Here is a 17,644-nt window from a genome sequence, read left to right as displayed (position 1 = left end):
GCTCCCGCTGGGTTGCGCCGTAGGAGCTGACGAGTGCAACGAGGCTGCGATCTTTCCACTGACAATTGAGTCGAGAGCAAAAGATCAAAATCAAAAGATCGCAGGCTTCGCCAGCTCCTACAGAGCCCAGCGGGAGCAAGCTCCCTCGCCACAGTAACGCCCCCCACCACAGAACAGTGTCGCGGTTCAGGCCGGTTTAGCCCCATACCAGCGCGGCGTGTACACCCAGTTCCCGCCGGATGCGCGCGGGAACACGCAGGTGGTGGAGGAGCCGATCAGGACCATGGTGCGCATATCCACCTGCTCGGCCGTGAGTTGCCCCAACGTGGTGACACGCAGGGTCTGGCCCGGACGACCGATGTCACGCCCCAACACCACCGGCGTCTCCGGGGTGCGGTGCTGGGCGACGATCTCCAGCGCGCGCCCCAATTGCCACGGTCGCGCACGGGAAATCGGGTTGTAGAAAGCCAACGCCAGATCGGCTTCGGCCGCCAGGTCCAGGCGTTTTTCGATGATCGACCAAGGCTTGAGATTGTCCGACAGCGACATCACGCAGAAGTCATGCCCCAACGGCGCACCGGCCTGGGCGGCGGTGGCGAGGGAGGCGGACACACCGGGCAGGATTTCCAGGTCAACCTGGTGCCAGGCTGGGTCGCTGGATTCGTGCAACGCTTCAAGCACCGCCGCCGCCATGGCGAATACACCCGGGTCGCCGGACGACACCACGATCACCGAACGGCCTTGGGCGGCCAATTCGAAGGCGTGTCGGGCGCGCTGCATTTCTTCGCGATTGTCGGTGCAATGCAGCACTTGATCGTCGCGAAACGGGCCGGCCATGCGCACATAGGTTTCGTAGCCGAGCACATCGGTGGCCCGCGTCAGTTCGGCCTTCACCGCCGGCACCATCAGTTCGGCCGCGCCCGGCCCCAGGCCGATCACCGCCAGGCGTCCGCGTGGACGACCGATTTGGGCCACATCCAAGGGCTGCGCAGCAATGGCAATGGCCAGGTTGTCCGTCGCCGAAAGGATGTTCGCCGCCGGCATCGAACTGCGCGCCAAGGTGGCGGCATCGCCGGTCATCGCCACAAAGCGCAGCGCCACCCCGAGTTCCAGCGCCGCTTCACGCAAGGCCGTGCTGGCCATCAGCGTCTGCGCCGCCACCAGGCACGCCAGGCTCGGAAGCGCCACGTTGGCTTGCTGCAAAGCGGCACGAATGGCGCCCGGCAGATCAGCCACCTCGGCGCTCACCACCACCGCGACACTGCGCGGATAAATCAGCAGTTCATGGGCGCTCGCCTCACGCTCGGCATGGCCGACGTGGATCGTGCGTCGGGCTTGCGGGTCTTGCGGCAACTGCGCCTGATCCAGCCATGGCGCCGCGCCTTCGATGCGCACCGGCTCACCGGCCAACAGGTCGGAGACGAAGCGCTTGCCCTGCTCCAGGTCGCCGAGGCTGTAGCCGCTTGGCGGATTGAGCAGGCAGGTGCCAAAACGCAATTCGCCGCTGGTGGTAATCGCCGGCGCCACTTGCAGCGTTGCCGCGATCTCCCGGGCCATGACATTGACCCCGCCCAGGCCGCCCAGCAGCGGCACCACGGCGCTGCCATCCTCGGCCACCGCCAGCACCGGCGGCTCGACGCCTTTTTCCAGCAACAGCGGCACCAGGGTGCGGATGACAATGCCGGCCGCGCACAGGGCGATGATCGGTATGTTCTGTTGGTAGAGCTCACGCAACGTCGCGCCGAACTCGAGGTATTGGCGATCCGCGCCCTCGACCCTTGCGGCCAGGCCGTGGATCACGGCTTCAGGATAGCGTTGCTGGATCCGCCGGGCCGTTGCGAGGCTGCCCGGGCCGAGGATGACGATGGCCGGCGCGGTAGAAGTCATCAACCCTGCCACCGTTCGCCCGGGACAATGATCAGCGAGAAGTACGGCGAAGACATCGGCTCGACGTCATCCAACGGCACGATTTTCTGGTTGGCCATGGTCGCCCGCTCAACATACAGCGCCCGTCCGTCCATACCCAATTCCTGAAGCACTTGGCGAACCTTGGGAAAATTGCGCCCCAGCTTCATGATCACCGCCGCATCGGCGTCGGCCAGGCGACGCTTGAGATCGTCGTGGGGCAAGACGCCGGAGAGCACCGACAGGCTCTGGTTGCGATAGACCAGCGGCGCACCGAGCACCGATGCCCCGCCCAGCATCGAGCACACGCCGGGAATGACTTGGGCTTCATAGCGCTCGGCCAGGCGATCGTGCAGGTACATGTAGGAGCCGTAGAAAAACGGATCGCCCTCACAGATCACGGCCACGTCGCGACCGGCATCCAGGTGCACGGCCAACTGCTCGGCGGCGGTGTCGTAGAAGTCGGCGATCACCTGTTCATAGGACAGCGGCGCCGGCAGCGCTTCGGTGGTGACCGGGTAGACCAGCGGCAGCAAGGTCTGCGCGTCCTGCAAATGGGCCTCGATGATGCCAAAGGCGTTGCCCTTCTTGCCCTTGGCGACGAAGTACGCCACCACCGGCGATTCGCGCAGCAGGCGCAGGGCCTTGACCGTAATCAGTTCCGGGTCACCGGGGCCCACGCCGAGGCCGATCAGACGTCCAGGCTGCTGCATCATTCAATCTCCGTAGCGAGGGCGTTGACGGCGGCGGCGGCCATGGCGCTACCGCCCAGGCGGCCTTGCATGATCACGAACGGCACGCCGCGGCTGTTGGCCGCCAGCATCGCCTTGGACTCGGCGGCGCCGACGAAGCCCACCGGGAAACCGAGGATCAGTGCCGGTTTCGGCGCGCCGGCATCGAGCATTTCCAACAGGTAGAACAGCGCGGTCGGCGCATTGCCGATGACCACGACGCTGCCTTCCAGGTACGGGCGCCACAGCTCCAGCGCCGCCGCCGAACGGGTGTTGCCCAGCTCCAGGGCCAATGCCGGCACACCCTCGTCGCGCAAGGTGCAGATCACCTGATTGTTGGCCGGCAGACGAGCCCGGGTCACGCCTTCGGAGACCATCCGCGCATCACACAGGATCGGCGCACCGGCGGCCAGCGCCTGGCGCCCGGCCGTGCCCGCGCCCTCGGAAAACTGCAAGCCATCGATGGCCTCGACCATGCCGCAGGCATGGATCACCCGTACCGCGAGTTTTTCCAGGTCGGCCGGAATGCGCGCCAGGTTGGCTTCGGCGCGGATGATCGCGAAGGAGTTGCGATAGATCTCCTGACCGTCGCGGATGTAATCAAGCATCAAGGGGGCTCCGGGGGCGAGCGTCGAGCCAGTGGCCGAGCGCTTCAATAGTCAGATTGTGTGCCTGCAACGCGCCGAAACCCGGCAGCGTGGCATCGCGAAAATACAGGTCATAACGACCGGGGGCGACCGCCAGCAAGGTGGCGGGCGCGATATGGGCTGCCGCGCAGGAACGCGGGCAGCCCGACAGATGGACTTTCAGGGTCTGGCCCTGGCGTTGCAGCAGCTCGGCCAGTTGGCGAGCGTCGGCCTTGGTGTCGGCCAGGGCTTTACCGCAGCCACTGGAGCCGGTGCAGGCGATGAGTTGTGCCAGGGGCTGATCGACCGAAACCAACAGGCCCAACCCCTCAAGCCGCGCCAGCACTTCGTCGGCGTCCTCGCGGCGCACGTTGGGCAGCAGCAGGCTTTGCCAAGGGGTGAAACGAAGGCTTGCGTCGCCCTTCTCCCGCGCCAATTGCGCCGCCTCCCGCAGCATGCCGGCGTCGAGTCGGCCAAGGGGCGCCGCCGCGCCGACGTAGACCCGGTCGTCGTGCTGGGGATGAACGCCGATGTGCAGTCCGTCGCTGGCCCCGTCCCGTTGCCAATCCAGGCAAGTTTGCAGCGGCACGCGGCGGGCCAATCGGCTCATGAATTCATCACTGGGGAGTTCAGCCAACAAGTGACGCATGCGGATCTGGTCCGGGCGCGCCAGGTCGAGGAACAGTTCCAGCACCGCCACCACCAAGGCATGCCCCTGGGCCAGGGGCACCCTGCCCGCCGGTTTATCCAATGGGCAACCGGCCAAGCCGAAGGCCAGCCAAGGCTCGCCATCACGGACCAGGGCCGACAACCACAGGTCGTGGTGATGTTCGAGCATCGCCAACGCTTCGCCACCGTCCAGTTGCACGGCGAACTTGGCCGACAACTCGGGGAAGCGTTCGTGGGTTTGCAGAGTGAAGAGGATCTGCGCCGCCAACGGGCGGGTGTCGAACAGCATCTGCCGGTCGATCCCGGCCGAAGGGCTGAGCATCAGGTTGCGCACGTCATCGCCGGCCGCCTTGCGCGGACCAAGCCCGGCGGCCAGCAATGGCTGGATCAGCGCGTCGTGCCCAGGACCGATCCCGCGAATTTGCAGGTTGGCTCGGTTGGTCGCCTCGATCACGCCAGCGGCGAACCGCTCGGCCACCGACGCCACGACTTCGGCCTGATCCGCCTGGATGGCACCGCCATCGAGCTTGATCCGACAGATCCCACCGTCCAGCGCCTGGACGACACGCAGCAACCCCGGGCAACCGGAGGGGCGTACGACGTTGGAGGATGGACGTTCGTTCAAGGGAAAACCGACAAATAAGAAACGCCGCATCGGCGAAGGACCGCCATTATGCCTGCTTTGCCGGGGGTCATGAAAAGCTTGCCGGTCGGATTGCTGACGGCGGACACACAATTTCCGAACGTCCCCATTCCAAACTGGGGAGCGAGCCTGCTCGCGAAAGCGGTCTACCTGAGAAGATGATGTTGGATGGACCGCCGCCATCGCGAGCAAGCTCGCTCCCACAGAGGATTTGTGGCGGACCCGGTTTTGTGAACACCCTCAATCAAAACTGTGGGAGCGAGCCTGCTCGCGATAGCGGTCTGTCTGGAAAGATGATGTTGAATGGACCGCCGCCATCGCGAGCAAGCTCGCTCCCACAGAGGATTGGTGGCGGACCCGGTTTTGTGAACGCCCCCATTCCAAACTGTGGGAGCGAGCCTGCTCGCGATAGCGGTCTGTCTGGAAAGATGATGTTGAATGGACCGCCGCCATCGCAAGCAAGCTCGCTCCCACAGAGGATTGGTGGCGGACCCGGTTTTGTGAGCACCCTCAATCAAAACTGTGGGAGCGAGCCTGCTCGCGATAGCGGTCTGTCTGGAAAGATGATGTTGAATGGACCGCCGCCATCGCGAGCAGGCTCGCTCCCACAGAGGATTGGTGGCGGACCCGGTTTTGTGAACACCCTCAATCAAAACTGTGGGAGCGAGCTTGCTCGCGATACCGGTCTGGCGGTGATGGTGTTGCGCCAGGCGCCTGATCCGCCGGGGCACGGTATGATGGCGGCCCGGTTCGTGGGGAAACAGACCCGCCGATCAAACAGATCTATTCGAGGAACAGAGATGACACCCTGGCTGACCGTAGTGGGCATCGGCGAAGAGGGCTTCAAGGGCCTGGGCAAGGTAGCTCGCCGCGCGCTGCTCGGTGCCTCGCGTATCGTTGGCGCGCAGCGTCAGTTGGATCTGCTGCCGCTGTGCATCCGCGGCCAACGGGAGCGGTGGCCCAGCCCGTTTTCCCTGGAACCGCTGCTCGCTCGGCAGGGTGAACCGGTGTGCGTGCTGGCCAGCGGCGATCCGATGTTCTACGGCGTGGGCGCCAGCCTGGCGAAACAGGTGCCGAGTGATCAGATGCTGGTCATCCCCGCGCCCTCCTCCTGCTCGCTGGCCGCGGCGCGCATGGGCTGGCCGTTGCAAGAGGTGGTCACGCTGTCGTTGGTGGCGCGGCCCCTGGCGGCGCTCAATATTCACTTATCCACAGGTGTCAGGCTGTTGCTGCTGAGCAACGACCGCCACAGCCCCGCCGCCGTGGCAACGCTACTACGCGAGCGCGGCTTCGGCCCGAGCACCATGACCGTGCTGGAGCATCTGGGCGGTGCGTCGGAACGACGGATCGACGGTTGCGCCGCGCAATGGTCCGATGACACCGTCGCCGACCTGAACCTGATCGCCATCGAATGCCGGGCCGAACCGTCGACACCGCGCCTGTCACGCCTGGCCGGTTTGCCGGACACCGCCTTCGAGCATGACGGCCAGTTGACCAAACGCGACGTGCGCGCCATCACCCTCGCCCGCCTCGCCCCGACCCCCGGCGAGTTGCTCTGGGATGTCGGCGCCGGCAGCGGCTCCATCGGCATCGAATGGATGCGCGCCCACCCCAGTTGCCGGGCCCTGGCCATCGAAGCCGACGAAGGCCGCCAAGGCTTGATCGAACGCAACCGCGACACCCTCGGCGTGCCTGGCCTGCAACTGATTCGCGGCAAAGCCCCCCAGGCGCTGGAGAACCTGGAGCGGCCGGACGCGGTGTTCATCGGCGGCGGCGTCACCCGCGAAGGCGTGCTCGACGCCTGCTGGGCCCAACTCAAGCCCGGCGGCCGGCTGGTCGCCAACGCCGTGACCCTGCAAAGCGAAACGGCCCTGATGCACTGGCGCGAACGTCACGGCGGTGAACTGACCCGCATCCACATCGCCCAGGCCCAGCCGTTGGGCGAATTCGACACCTGGCGCCAGGCCTTGCCGATCACCTTGCTCGACTTGGTCAAACCTCTCGATGCGTGACGAAACCGCCGAACAACCCGCCCCCTTGCGCAGCGGCCTGACCACCGGCAGTTGCGCCACGGCCACCAGCCTGGCGGCCGCTCGATTACTGCTGCGCGGCACCGAAGCCGATGCCGTGGAAATCGTACTGCCCAAGGGCAAGCAGGTGCAGATGCGCCTGGAGTTCTGCCGGCTGACCGAACAAGGCGCCGAAGCCGGGACTATCAAGGACGCGGGCGACGACCCGGACGTGACCCACGGCGCCCTGTTGTTTTCCCAGGTGCGCTTGATCGCCGAGCCCGGCGTACGTTTCGTCGCGGGTCGCGGCGTCGGCACGGTGACGCGACCGGGGTTGGTGCTGAACGTCGGTGAACCGGCGATCAACCCGGTGCCGCGCAAAATGATCAACGACCACCTGGGTCGGCTGGCCGAGGAAAGCGGTTATGCCGGCGGCTTCGAAGTCACGGTCAATGTCGAGGGCGGCGAAGCCCTGGCGCTGAAAACCATGAATCCGCGCCTGGGGATTCTTGGCGGCCTGTCGATCCTCGGCACCAGTGGCATCGTCCGGCCGTTTTCCTGCGCGGCCTACATTGCCTCGATCCACCAGGGTATCGACGTGGCAAAAACCAACGGCTATCTGCACATCGCCGCCTGCACCGGCAACGCCAGCGAAGACACCATGCGCCGGGTCTACAACCTGCCGGAAATCGCCCTGATCGAAATGGGCGACTTTGTCGGTGCCGTGCTCAAGCATGTGCGCCAGGTGCCGGTGGAAAAGCTCAGCCTCTGCGGCGGCTTTGGCAAAATCAGCAAACTCGCCGCCGGCCACATGGACCTGCACAGCCGCCATTCGAGCATCGACCTGCCGCAACTCGCCGAATGGGCCGCCGCCATCGGTGCCGATGAGGCGTTGCAGCAAGGCATCCGCGCGGCCAACACCAGCCAACAGGCCCTGGCGATGGCCAGCGCCGCCGGCATCGCCCTCGGCGATGCGGTGTGCGAGCACGCGTGGGCCTTCGCCCGCAGCGTGGTGCCGGCCCAGGTCCAGGTCGAGGTTTTCGCCATCGACCGCCAAGGCGGGATCGTCGGCCACGCGGGAGTTTTGAAATGAAACGTATCCTGCTGCTGGGAGGCGTCACCGAAGCCCTGGCCATCGCCCGTACCCTCGGCCCCCAGCACATCTACAGCCTGGCCGGCATCGGCCGCGTCCCCACCGACCTGACCTGCCAGGTGCGCGTCGGCGGCTACGGCGGCGCCGAAGGGTTGGCACAGTTCATCCGCGCCGAGGGCATCGACCTGCTGCTGGACGCCACCCACCCCTACGCCGCCCAGATCAGCCACAACGCCGCCCACGCCGCCCGCGCCTGCGCCATCCCCTGCTGGGCCCTGCGCCGCCCGGCCTGGCAACCCCAAGCCGGCGATGACTGGCGCGAAGTGGCCGACTGGGCCGAGCTGATCCAAGCCCTGCAACCCTTCCACCGCCCCCTGTTCACCCTCGGTCGTGAGCCGCTGCAACATCTGCATGAAATTCCGCCAGAGCAATTCTGGACCCTGCGGGCCCTGGACGTTTACCCCGGCAATGAGCGCTGCGAAGTGATTGGAGCCCGTGGGCCGTTTCACATCGAGGACGAGCGTGAGCTGTTCGAACGGCGGCGGATCGATGTGCTGGTCAGCAAGAACAGCGGCAGCACGGCTACCGAGCCGAAGCTGGAGGTGGCGCGGGAGCGAGGGGTGCCGGTGTTGGTGTTGAAGCGGCCGGCGTTGATGGGGGTGGATCGGGAGTTTGGAGAGATCAATGAAATGCTGGACGCTTTATCCGTACAAAACGGGTTCTGAATTCAGCACATTCGCGCGACATTTCTGACAAGTTTTCAAGACGAAGCCGGCTGTTTCGTCCAAGACGTTCAATTCTATAGTTCCGCTCCTTAATACCCATCGCAGCACCTGGCAGTCATTAAGCATGAGCGACCCGTCTCGTGCCGAGGAAAGTGCTGCTTGCCAATGTGTATCCCAAGGAATACGATCCGAATGATCGAATTTGAACAGTCCCGAGTATTCTCAAGCTGGCTTAACGGGTTGAAGGACATTGCTGGGAAAGCTCGCATCATTGCCAGGCTCCGATCGGCAGAGCATGGAAATTTTGGTGATTGCGAACCGGTGGGTAACGCAGTGTATGAGATGCGTATTCACTCGGGTCCGGGCTACAGAGTGTACTTCTCCCGTCAAGGCTCCGTGCTTTATTTGCTGCTTGTGGGAGGTGACAAATCGACTCAGAAACGGGATATCGCACGCGCTGTTCAAATGGCGCAAACCATGGGTAATGAGGAGTGAATCATGACTGAAGAATTCACACGTTTCGATGCAGCCACTTACCTCAAGACGCCTGAGGAAATGGCCGCTTATCTGGATGCCTGTTTTGAAGAGGATGCGGGTGACGGCGTACTGGTTCGAGCAGCTCTTAACGATATTGCCAGGGCAAAGGGCATGACGCAGATTGCTCGTGATGCAGGCCTGGGGCGAGAGAGTCTTTACAAAGCACTGGGAAGTACGGGCAATCCGGAGTTCACAACTATCATGAAAGTCATGAAAGCTTTGGGCTTGAGGTTACATGCGACGGCCATTTGACAGAGGTTCCCTTCCCTCCTGTATTGGAGTGATTGAATACCGATTGATCAAAAACACACGACGAGGGAACTTGCTCCCTCGCCACAAAAGCACTCACTCGAAGATCTGTTGCTACTGTTAACACCAACCCTGCGACCCTACACCGCACGTGGCCTTTTTACTTCTCAACCCCGATCAGGCTAAATACCGCCACCTGATCGCCCATCGAGCGGATTGCCCCATGTCCCGACAACGGCTTGCATTTGCCTGGATCGCCTGCTTCGCAGTGCTGTTCAACATGCTTGCCATGCCGCTTTCCAACAGTGGCGGTGCAACCGCCAATTCGCCAGCCGAGCAAGTGCTGTGGGGCAGTTTCTGTTCCTCCAGCGGCACAAAGATGCTGGCGATTTCCCTGGGCAAACTCGAACAAGACACACCGCAGAAAGACAATCACTCGACGATGCAGCATTGCTGGTGCTGCTCAGGCTCAGCGCCGTTGGTGGCGCTCGCCGGGCATGTCCCGCAGTTGTACCTGGATGCACAGCTGGCCCATCGCAGTGCCGTCCACTCGACGCTCGACAGCCCCACGCCACGCCAGCAATGGCCCAGCCTCAACCCTCGCGCTTCGCCTCTGGCCTGATTCTTCCCGCATCAAACTGCGCCCCTGAATCGTTCCGGAGAATTGCCATGTTGAACAGACTTATCCTGCTGGCTGCCCTATTGCTTCCCGTCGGCTTCGCCCAAGCTCACCAGTACAAGGTGGGCGAACTTGAGATCGCCCATCCGTGGTCCCAGGAGTTGCCGCCCAATGCGCCGACCGTGGCCGCGTATTTCGTGATTCACAACGGCGGCACGACCGCCGACAAGCTGCTCAGCGTCGACTCGCCGATTGCCGGCAAGGCCGAGCTCCATGAGCATGTGATGCAAAACGACCTGATGAAAATGCAGCCGGTGCCCGTCGTCGATATCGCCCCCGGTGCGACCGTCACCTTCGCGCCGATGGCGTATCACGTGATGCTGCTGGACCTGAAGGACCGCAGCCTGCTCAGCGATGGCAAACGCTTTGCCATGACCCTGCATTTTGAAAAAGCCGGGGATGTCACGGTCGACGTCGCGGTGCAGAAAAAAGCACCCGACGGCACCAAGACGCACATGCACGCCCAGTAGTCGTAGCCGCCCGTGCAACCTCTTCGCGCCAGGCAGTCCATGCCCCGCCGTCAGCCCATGAGCCTGACACGCGGCAGCTGGATCAGCCTGTTCGCCATGCTGATGATCTTTATCGGCCCGCTGATTTCCCAGTCGATGCCGATGGGTCAGCGTATGTCCATGCCTGTGTCCATGGACATGAACATGGAGATGGGCATGGACATGTCGGCGCACGAAGCGCCGGCAGCCGAACACTGCCCACCCCAGAGCGAGCATCATGCGCTTTGGGAAAAATGCGGCTATTGCAGCCTGCTGTTCAATTGCCCCGCACTGCCTGGCGGTCACACCTTCGCCGTTTTCGACACGCCACACACCACCCCCCACACCAGCCCTTCCCCACGCCTGGGCCATGCCCGGCCTGCGTTCTTCCCGGGTGCCCGCACCCGCGCACCGCCCCTCGACGCGTAAGCCGACACTTACCTCACTCGGTCGTACAAGACAGTCCCAAGCTGCCCGACCGTGTCGTCTACGTTTGTTCGATGGAATCATCATGTCCAGGTTTTCTGCTGGCACCGCGTTGGGCTCTGCCCAGGTTCGCTGCCCCCTGAACGAGCCACGAGTTCGTTTACGCCAAACCATCGCCGCCCTGTGCGGCCTGCTGCTCACCCCACTCGTACTTGCCGATGAGCACGAGCATCACGACAAGCAGGTCGAAGAACTGAGCCCGACGGTCATCACCGCCATCGCCCCCAGCTCGCCCCTGACCGTCGTCACCAATCCCAAGGACCCGCGTCAACCGGTGCCGGCCAGTGACGGCGGCGACTACCTCAAGACCATCCCCGGCTTCGCCCTGGTACGCAACGGTGGCACCAATGGCGACCCGGTGTTGCGCGGCATGTTCGGCTCACGGCTGAACATCCTCACCAACGGCAGCATGCTGTTGGGTGCTTGCCCAGGCCGGATGGACGCGCCGACGTCCTACATATCGCCGGAAACCTACGACAAGCTCACGGTTATCAAAGGGCCGCAAACCGTGCTCTGGGGCCCCGGTGCCTCGGCCGGGACCGTGCTGTTCGAGCGCGAGCCGGAACAGTTCGGCGAGCTGGGCACTCGGGTCAACGCCAGTGTTCTGGCAGGCTCCAACGGCCGTTTCGACAAAGTGGTGGATGCCGCCGCCGGTGGGCCGCTGGGGTATGTACGGGTGATCGGCAATACCGCGCATTCGGACGATTACCGCGATGGCAACAACGACAGCGTGCCGTCGCGCTATGACAAGTGGAATGGCGACGTCACCCTCGGCTGGACGCCGGACGCCGATACCCTGCTGGAATTGACCGCCGGCAAGGGCGACGGTGAAGCGCGCTACGCCGGGCGTGGCATGGACGGCTCGCAGTTCAAGCGCGAAAGCCTCGGACTGCGTTTCGAGCGCTCGAACATTGGCGAGGTGCTGGACAAGGTCGAGGCCCAGGTCTACTACAACTACGCCGACCACGTGATGGACAACTACACGCTGCGCACGCCGTCCGGCACCGGGATGATGGCTGGGCCCATGGCCTCCAACGTCGACCGCCGCACCCTCGGCGCCCGCATCAAGGCCACCTGGCGCTGGGCCGATGTACAGTTGATCAGCGGCCTCGACGCCCAGACCAACGAGCATCGCCAACGCAGCAGCATGGGTGTGGACACCTACAAGGACCTGCCGTACACCAAGGACGCCGACTTCCACAATTACGGCGTGTTCGGCGAGCTGACCTGGTACGCCGCCGACCGCGACAGGGTGATCACCGGCGCCCGGCTCGACCGTGCCTCGGCCAAGGACTACCGCCAGAGTATCGGTTCCGGCATGTCGGCCCGACCCAACCCCACCGCCGATGACACCCGTGCCGACACGCTGCCCAGCGGTTTCGTCCGCTACGAACACGACCTGGATGACAGCCCCACCACCCTTTATGCCGGTGTGGGTCACGCGCAACGCTTCCCGGACTACTGGGAGCTGTTCTCGGCGAATGTCGGCCCCAGCGGCTCGCTGAATGCCTTCGACGCGATCAAGCCGGAGAAAACCACCCAGCTCGACTTCGGCCTGCAGTACAAGACCGAAACCCTCGAAGCCTGGGCGTCGGGTTATATCGGCCAGGTGCGCGACTACATCCTGTTCGACTACACCCCCGGGATGATGGGCACCACCTCCCGGGCCGAGAACATCGATGCGCGGATCATGGGCGCTGAATTGGGTGCGGCCTACAAGCTGACCGAGCGCTGGAAAGCCGACGCCACCCTGGCCTATGCCTGGGGCAAGAACAGCAGCGACGACAGCGCCCTGGCGCAAATGCCGCCGCTGGACGCGCGCCTGGGCCTGACCTACAGCGAAGACCGCAGGAGCGCCGGCGCCCTGTGGCGGGTGGTGGCGGCGCAGCACCGGGTCGACGAGAACAAGGGCAATGTGGTCGGCAAGGACTACGGCAAGAGTTCGGGCTTCGGCGTGTTCTCACTCAACGGCGCCTACCGCATCAACCAGCACTGGAAGGTCAGCAGCGGCGTCGACAACCTGTTCGGCAAAGCCTACGCCGAGCACTTGAACCTGGCCGGCAACGCCGGGTTCGGCTACCCGGCGAGCGATCCCCAGGCCATCAACGAACCGGGGCGCACGCTCTGGACCAAGGTGGATATGAGTTTCTAACCAGCACCGGAGATCTGTCAGCAAGGACACCACTGTGGGAGCGAGCTTGCTCGCGATGGCGTTGTGTCAGTCGACATCAATGCCGCTGAACCACCGCTATCGCGAGCAAGCTCGCTCCCACAGTGGTTCGTTTCCACCTTGACTGACCGCACAACATAACAACCCAATTTGCCCTGCGGAGCGCTTTCTGATGAGCCAACCGAAACCCAATTTCTACAACCTGGCCTGGCGCTGGCATTTTTATGCCGGGCTGTTCGTGGCGCCCTTCATGGTGATGCTGGCCCTGACCGGGATCATTTACCTGTTCAAGCCGCAACTCGATCCACTGATGTACGGCAGCCTGTTGAACGTGCCGGCCGGGCATCACACCCTGGCGGCGGACGACCTGCTCAAGCAGATCCACCAGGCCTACCCCCAAGGCCAGGTCAAACAGTACCTGCCACCGGTCAACGCCGAGCGCAGCGCGCAATTCGTGGTGATCGACAAGGGCCGGGAACTGAATGTGTTCATCGACCCGTATCACGGCGATGTCCTCGGTGAGCAGGATGCGAAGAACAACCTGCAAGCCATGGCCCGGGCCATCCACGGCGAGTTGCTGATCGGCACGGTCGGTGACCGGCTGGTGGAAATGGCCGCCGGCTGGGGCGTGGTGCTGGTGGTCTCCGGACTGTACCTGTGGTGGCCGCGCGGGCAATCGTCAGCCGGCGTGCTGTGGCCGCGCTGGAGCGCGCGCGGTCGGCTGTTCTGGCGTGACCTGCACGTGGTCGTCGGTTTCTGGGGCGCAGCATTGCTGCTGGTGATGCTGCTCAGCGGCATGACCTGGACCGGCTTCTGGGGCAAGCAATACGCCAACCTCTGGAACCGCTTCCCGGCGGCGATGTGGAATGACGTGCCCAAGTCCGACGTCGAGGCCGGCAGCCTCAACAACGCCCATCGCCAGACCGTGCCGTGGGCGGTGGAAAACACGCCAATGCCGATGTCCGGCGACCATGCCGAGCACATGGGCCACGGCGGCATGCACGAAGGCCCCGCCGCCCCAACTGTCAGCCTGCAAGCGGTGCAGGACATCGCCACTGAACGCCAGGTCACGCCCGGCTACAGCATCACCCTGCCGACCACGTCCACTGGCGTGTTCACCGTCGCCGTGTTTGCCGACGACCCGCGCAACGATGCCACCCTGCACGTGGACCAATACACCGGCAAGGTCCTGGCCGATGTGCGCTGGGAGCACTACGGCGTCGTGGCCCGCGCCACCGAAACCGGGGTGATGCTGCACGAAGGCAAGATGTTCGGCCCGCTGAACCAGATCATCGTGCTGCTGATTTGCCTGATGATCCTGCTCAGCGCCGTGAGTGGTGTGGTGCTCTGGTGGAAACGCCGGCCAGAGGGCAAGTTCGGCGTACCGCCGCTGCGCCACGACCTGCCGACCTGGAAGACCGGGGTGTTCATCATGCTGGCCCTGGCGGTGGTGTTTCCGTTGGTGGGGGCGTCGCTGGTGGTGGTGTGGTTGCTGGATCGCCTCGTCACCCGCTTCAATCGCCAGCCTGAGATTGCCTCATCTTAAAACTGAAGACAGTGCGTTAACGGAAGGCGGCGCGAAACCTCTACAATCGCGCCCACCTTTCAAACGGTGAACACCATCCCTTGTGGGAGCGAGCTTGCTCGCGATTGCAGTCGGTCAGTCACATCTCTATCGGCTGACACACCGCTATCGCGAGCAAGCTCGCTCCCACAAGGGATTGGGGGGCCGATCCAATAACTTGAGTAAATGCATGACCTCCCTAACCCTCTCCCACCTCGCCTGGACGCCCCTGGGCCATGGCCACTGTCATCACCAGTTCCAGCTGCGTGACGTGACGTTGCAGGTGGCGGCCGGGGAGTTTGTCGGGTTGATCGGGCCCAACGGCAGTGGCAAGACCAGCCTGTTGCGCTGCGCCTATCGCTTCAGCCGGCCGGAACATGGCGAGGTGAAACTCGATCATCACAACGTCTGGAAACAGTCCTCGCGCTGGTGCGCCCAACGCATCGCCGTGGTCCTGCAAGAGTTTCCCGACGCCTTCGGCCTGACGGTGGAAGAAGTGGTCGCCATGGGCCGCACGCCCCACAAAGGTCTGTTCGACGGCGACAATCACGACGATCGTCGGCTAGTGCTCCAGGCACTGGAAGCGGCCGGGCTTGCAGGCTTTGGCGATCATGCATTCGCCACCCTCTCGGGCGGAGAGAAGCAACGGGTGATCCTTGCCCGGGCCCTGGCCCAGCAACCGCAGTTGTTGATCCTCGACGAGCCGACCAACCACCTCGACCCCCACTATCAATTGCAATTGCTGCAACTGATCAAGGGCCTGGGCATCGGCACCCTCGCCAGCCTCCACGACCTGAACCTGGCCGCCGCCTTCTGCGACCGCCTGTACGTGATCGAACACGGGCGCATCGTCGCCAGCGGCACGCCCAAGGACGTCCTCACCGTCGAGCTGTTGCGCGAGGTGTTCGGCATCGAAGCCCTGGTGGATGAACACCCGCTGTCCAGCTACCCACGAATCACCTGGATAACCCAACCATGACTTTGCGTTCCCTGCTGTTGCTGCCCTTGCTGCTAGGCAGCGCCCACGCCCTGGCCGAAGCCACCCACTACCCGTTGACGATACAAAGCTGCAATCGCCAGGTGGTGTTCAACGAGGCACCTCGGCACGCGGTCAGCCATGACATCAACATGACCCAGATGATGCTCGCCCTGGGCCTCAAGCCGCGCATGGTCGGCTACAGCGGCATCAGCGGCTGGAAATCGGTGACGCCCGAGATGGCCAGGATCCTTGATGGCCTGCCGGAACTGGCCGCCAAATACCCATCGGTGGAAACTTTGCTCAATGCCAACGTCGATTTTTTCTTCGCCGGCTGGGACTACGGCATGCGCGTGGGCGGCGACCTGACCCCACAGACCCTGCAACCGCTGGGCATCAATGTCTACGAGTTGACCGAGTCCTGCGCATTCGTGATGAAACGTCCGGCGGCCTCCCTGGAGGACACCTACAACGACCTGCGCAACCTCGGCAAGATCTTCGACGTGCAGGATCGCGCCAACGCGTTGATCGCCACGATGCAGGCCCAGGTGGCCGAAGTGCGCAAGCACCTGCCCGCCCAGCAACCGCGTGTGTTCCTGTACGACAGCGGCGAAGACCGCGCCATGACCTCCGGGCGCCTGGGCATGCCCCAGGCCCTGATCGACGCGGCCGGTGGGCGCAACATCCTCGATGACGTGGAAACCAGTTGGACCCGGGTGAACTGGGAGAACGTGGTCGAGCGCAACCCGCAGGTCATCGTGATCGTCGACTACGGCGAAGTCAGCGCCGAGCAGAAACAGCAATTCCTGATGAACAACCCGGCCCTGCAATCGGTGGAGGCGATCCAGCAACGGCGCTTCATTGTGATTCCCTACGTGCAGGCCACGCCGGGCATCGATAACGTGCTGGCGGTGCAAACCCTGGCGCGGGGTTTTCACGGCCAATGAACGGTCGTCGCTACGGCGCCCTGCTGATGGTCCTCGGCGCACTGCTGCTGGTATCGTGCGTGGTGTCCTTGGGTTTCGGGCCGGCGCGGGTGCCAGTGGCCGTGGTCTGGGACATCCTGCTGAACAAGGCCTTCGGAGTGGGTGACGTGCATTGGACGCCCGGCCAGGAGCATATCGTCTGGCTGATCCGCGTCCCGCGGCTGCTGCTCGGTGCCTTGGTCGGCGCCGGGCTGGCGTTGATCGGTGCGGTGCTGCAAGCCGTCACGCGCAACCCGCTGGCGGACCCGCACCTGCTGGGCGTCACTTCTGGCGCGACCCTGGGAGCGGTGATCGTGGTGCTGCATGTCGGCGAGATTGTCGGCCTGCTGACCCTGCCGCTGGCGGCGTTCATCGGTGCGCTGCTGAGCATGCTGCTGGTGCTGACCATCGCTGCCCGTCAGGGTCGTCTGGAAAGTGATCGCCTGTTGTTGTGCGGCGTGGCGGTGTCCTTCGTGATGATGGCGGCGGCCAACCTGTTGTTGTTCCTCGGTGACCATCGCGCCAGTTCGGCGGTGATGTTCTGGATGCTCGGCGGCCTGGGCCTGGCCCGCTGGGAACTGCTGGCGGTGCCGGCGGCCAGTGTGGTGCTGGGACTGGTGTTGCTGCTGGGCATGGCCCGCCCGCTGAACGCGCTGATGGCCGGCGAACAGACCGCAGTGACCCTGGGCCTGAACGCGGCGAAGGTGCGGTTGTGGATCTTCTTGATCGCCTCGCTGATGACCGGCGTGCTGGTGTCCATCAGCGGCTCGATTGGTTTTGTCGGGCTGATGGTGCCGCACATCGCCCGGCGCCTGGTGGGCGCCGAGCATCGTCGGTTGCTGCCGGCCTGCGTGCTGCTTGGCAGCCTGTTCCTGGTGTGGGTGGACGTGGCGGCACGGACGTTGATCGCGCCGGAAGACTTGCCGATTGGGGTCGCGACAGCCGCTATCGGCGGGCTGTTTTTCATTGGCCTGATGCGACGTCGCTGAGCGGCGTCTTTTCCTGAATCACAAAAATCACCTGTGGGAGCGAGCTTGCTCGCGATGGCGATGGATCAGTCAAATTAGAGGTGACTGACACACCGCTATCGCGAGCAAGCTCGCTCCCACAGGGGCATCGCAATTCCCTC

Annotated in this window: 17 protein-coding genes; 13 read left to right on the top strand and 4 right to left on the bottom strand. The window is 64.0% G+C overall.

Annotation, left to right across the window (positions count from 1 at the left end):
• Nucleotides 1-186: 186 nt before the first annotated feature.
• Genes cobJ through cobG form a run of 4 tightly spaced genes read right to left on the bottom strand, consistent with a single transcriptional unit; the run spans nt 187 to nt 4,586 of the window.
• Entirely contained in the window at nt 187-1,887 is a 1,701-nt protein-coding gene (gene cobJ, locus LOY50_RS03330) for a precorrin-3B C(17)-methyltransferase (protein ID WP_258690286.1), read from the bottom strand.
• On the bottom strand, nt 1,887-2,618 hold the full coding sequence (locus LOY50_RS03325; RefSeq protein ID WP_053185496.1) for a precorrin-2 C(20)-methyltransferase: 732 nt from the start codon (nt 2,616-2,618) through the stop codon (nt 1,887-1,889). Before LOY50_RS03325 ends, cobJ begins: the two co-directional genes overlap by 1 nt.
• Nucleotides 2,618-3,244 (bottom strand): precorrin-8X methylmutase, encoded by a 627-nt coding sequence (locus tag LOY50_RS03320; RefSeq protein WP_253471342.1) that lies wholly within the window; start codon nt 3,242-3,244, stop codon nt 2,618-2,620. The genes LOY50_RS03325 and LOY50_RS03320 overlap by 1 nt, the downstream gene beginning before the upstream one ends.
• Nucleotides 3,237-4,586 carry a precorrin-3B synthase gene (cobG, locus tag LOY50_RS03315; RefSeq protein ID WP_253471339.1) on the bottom strand — a complete coding sequence of 450 codons (1,350 nt, stop codon included), beginning with the start codon at nt 4,584-4,586 and terminating at the stop codon, nt 3,237-3,239. Before cobG ends, LOY50_RS03320 begins: the two co-directional genes overlap by 8 nt.
• A 788-nt stretch (nt 4,587-5,374) precedes the next feature.
• Between cobG and cbiE the strand changes: the two genes are divergently transcribed.
• From cbiE to LOY50_RS03250, 13 genes are all read left to right on the top strand, one after another.
• The gene (gene cbiE / locus LOY50_RS03310; protein ID WP_253471337.1) at nt 5,375-6,586 is read left to right on the top strand and encodes a precorrin-6y C5,15-methyltransferase (decarboxylating) subunit CbiE; all 1,212 of its coding nucleotides are present in this window, start codon (nt 5,375-5,377) and stop codon (nt 6,584-6,586) included.
• A complete protein-coding gene (locus tag LOY50_RS03305; protein WP_258690285.1) occupies nt 6,579-7,676 on the top strand; it encodes a cobalt-precorrin-5B (C(1))-methyltransferase in 1,098 nt (365 codons plus the stop codon). The genes cbiE and LOY50_RS03305 overlap by 8 nt, the downstream gene beginning before the upstream one ends.
• Entirely contained in the window at nt 7,673-8,401 is a 729-nt protein-coding gene (locus LOY50_RS03300; RefSeq protein WP_258690284.1) for a cobalt-precorrin-6A reductase, read from the top strand. The genes LOY50_RS03305 and LOY50_RS03300 overlap by 4 nt, the downstream gene beginning before the upstream one ends.
• Before the next feature lie 192 nt (nt 8,402-8,593).
• Complete coding sequence (locus tag LOY50_RS03295) at nt 8,594-8,896, top strand: type II toxin-antitoxin system RelE/ParE family toxin (RefSeq protein WP_024617343.1); 303 nt, start codon at nt 8,594-8,596, stop codon at nt 8,894-8,896.
• Nucleotides 8,897-8,899: 3 nt separating this feature from the next.
• Nucleotides 8,900-9,190 carry an addiction module antidote protein gene (locus LOY50_RS03290; protein WP_024617344.1) on the top strand — a complete coding sequence of 97 codons (291 nt, stop codon included), beginning with the start codon at nt 8,900-8,902 and terminating at the stop codon, nt 9,188-9,190.
• A 220-nt stretch (nt 9,191-9,410) separates the two neighbouring features.
• Nucleotides 9,411-9,809: a DUF2946 domain-containing protein gene (locus LOY50_RS03285; RefSeq protein WP_253471333.1), complete on the top strand. Its 399-nt coding sequence runs from the start codon at nt 9,411-9,413 to the stop codon at nt 9,807-9,809.
• A gap of 47 nt (nt 9,810-9,856) precedes the next feature.
• Nucleotides 9,857-10,336: a copper chaperone PCu(A)C gene (locus LOY50_RS03280; protein ID WP_018611909.1), complete on the top strand. Its 480-nt coding sequence runs from the start codon at nt 9,857-9,859 to the stop codon at nt 10,334-10,336.
• Nucleotides 10,337-10,393: 57 nt separating this feature from the next.
• Nucleotides 10,394-10,783, top strand: a complete 390-nt coding sequence (locus LOY50_RS03275) for a DUF2946 domain-containing protein (protein ID WP_253478390.1) — start codon at nt 10,394-10,396, stop codon at nt 10,781-10,783.
• Nucleotides 10,784-10,865: 82 nt separating this feature from the next.
• Nucleotides 10,866-12,992 (top strand): TonB-dependent copper receptor, encoded by a 2,127-nt coding sequence (locus LOY50_RS03270; protein WP_258690283.1) that lies wholly within the window; start codon nt 10,866-10,868, stop codon nt 12,990-12,992.
• Between the two features lie 190 nt (nt 12,993-13,182).
• Nucleotides 13,183-14,556 carry a PepSY domain-containing protein gene (locus LOY50_RS03265; RefSeq protein ID WP_258690282.1) on the top strand — a complete coding sequence of 458 codons (1,374 nt, stop codon included), beginning with the start codon at nt 13,183-13,185 and terminating at the stop codon, nt 14,554-14,556.
• 208 nt (nt 14,557-14,764) lie between these two features.
• The gene (locus tag LOY50_RS03260; RefSeq protein WP_258690281.1) at nt 14,765-15,553 is read left to right on the top strand and encodes an ABC transporter ATP-binding protein; all 789 of its coding nucleotides are present in this window, start codon (nt 14,765-14,767) and stop codon (nt 15,551-15,553) included.
• Nucleotides 15,550-16,497 carry an ABC transporter substrate-binding protein gene (locus tag LOY50_RS03255; protein WP_014336362.1) on the top strand — a complete coding sequence of 316 codons (948 nt, stop codon included), beginning with the start codon at nt 15,550-15,552 and terminating at the stop codon, nt 16,495-16,497. Before LOY50_RS03260 ends, LOY50_RS03255 begins: the two co-directional genes overlap by 4 nt.
• Nucleotides 16,494-17,504: an iron ABC transporter permease gene (locus LOY50_RS03250; RefSeq protein ID WP_053161797.1), complete on the top strand. Its 1,011-nt coding sequence runs from the start codon at nt 16,494-16,496 to the stop codon at nt 17,502-17,504. Before LOY50_RS03255 ends, LOY50_RS03250 begins: the two co-directional genes overlap by 4 nt.
• Nucleotides 17,505-17,644: the final 140 nt, after the last annotated feature.

Source organism: Pseudomonas sp. B21-010, from assembly GCF_024749325.1.
Taxonomy (GTDB): Bacteria; Pseudomonadota; Gammaproteobacteria; order Pseudomonadales; family Pseudomonadaceae; genus Aquipseudomonas; species Aquipseudomonas kilonensis.
The sequence above is the reverse complement of the archived record's forward strand: the minus strand, read 5'-3'. Positions and strand labels throughout refer to the sequence as shown.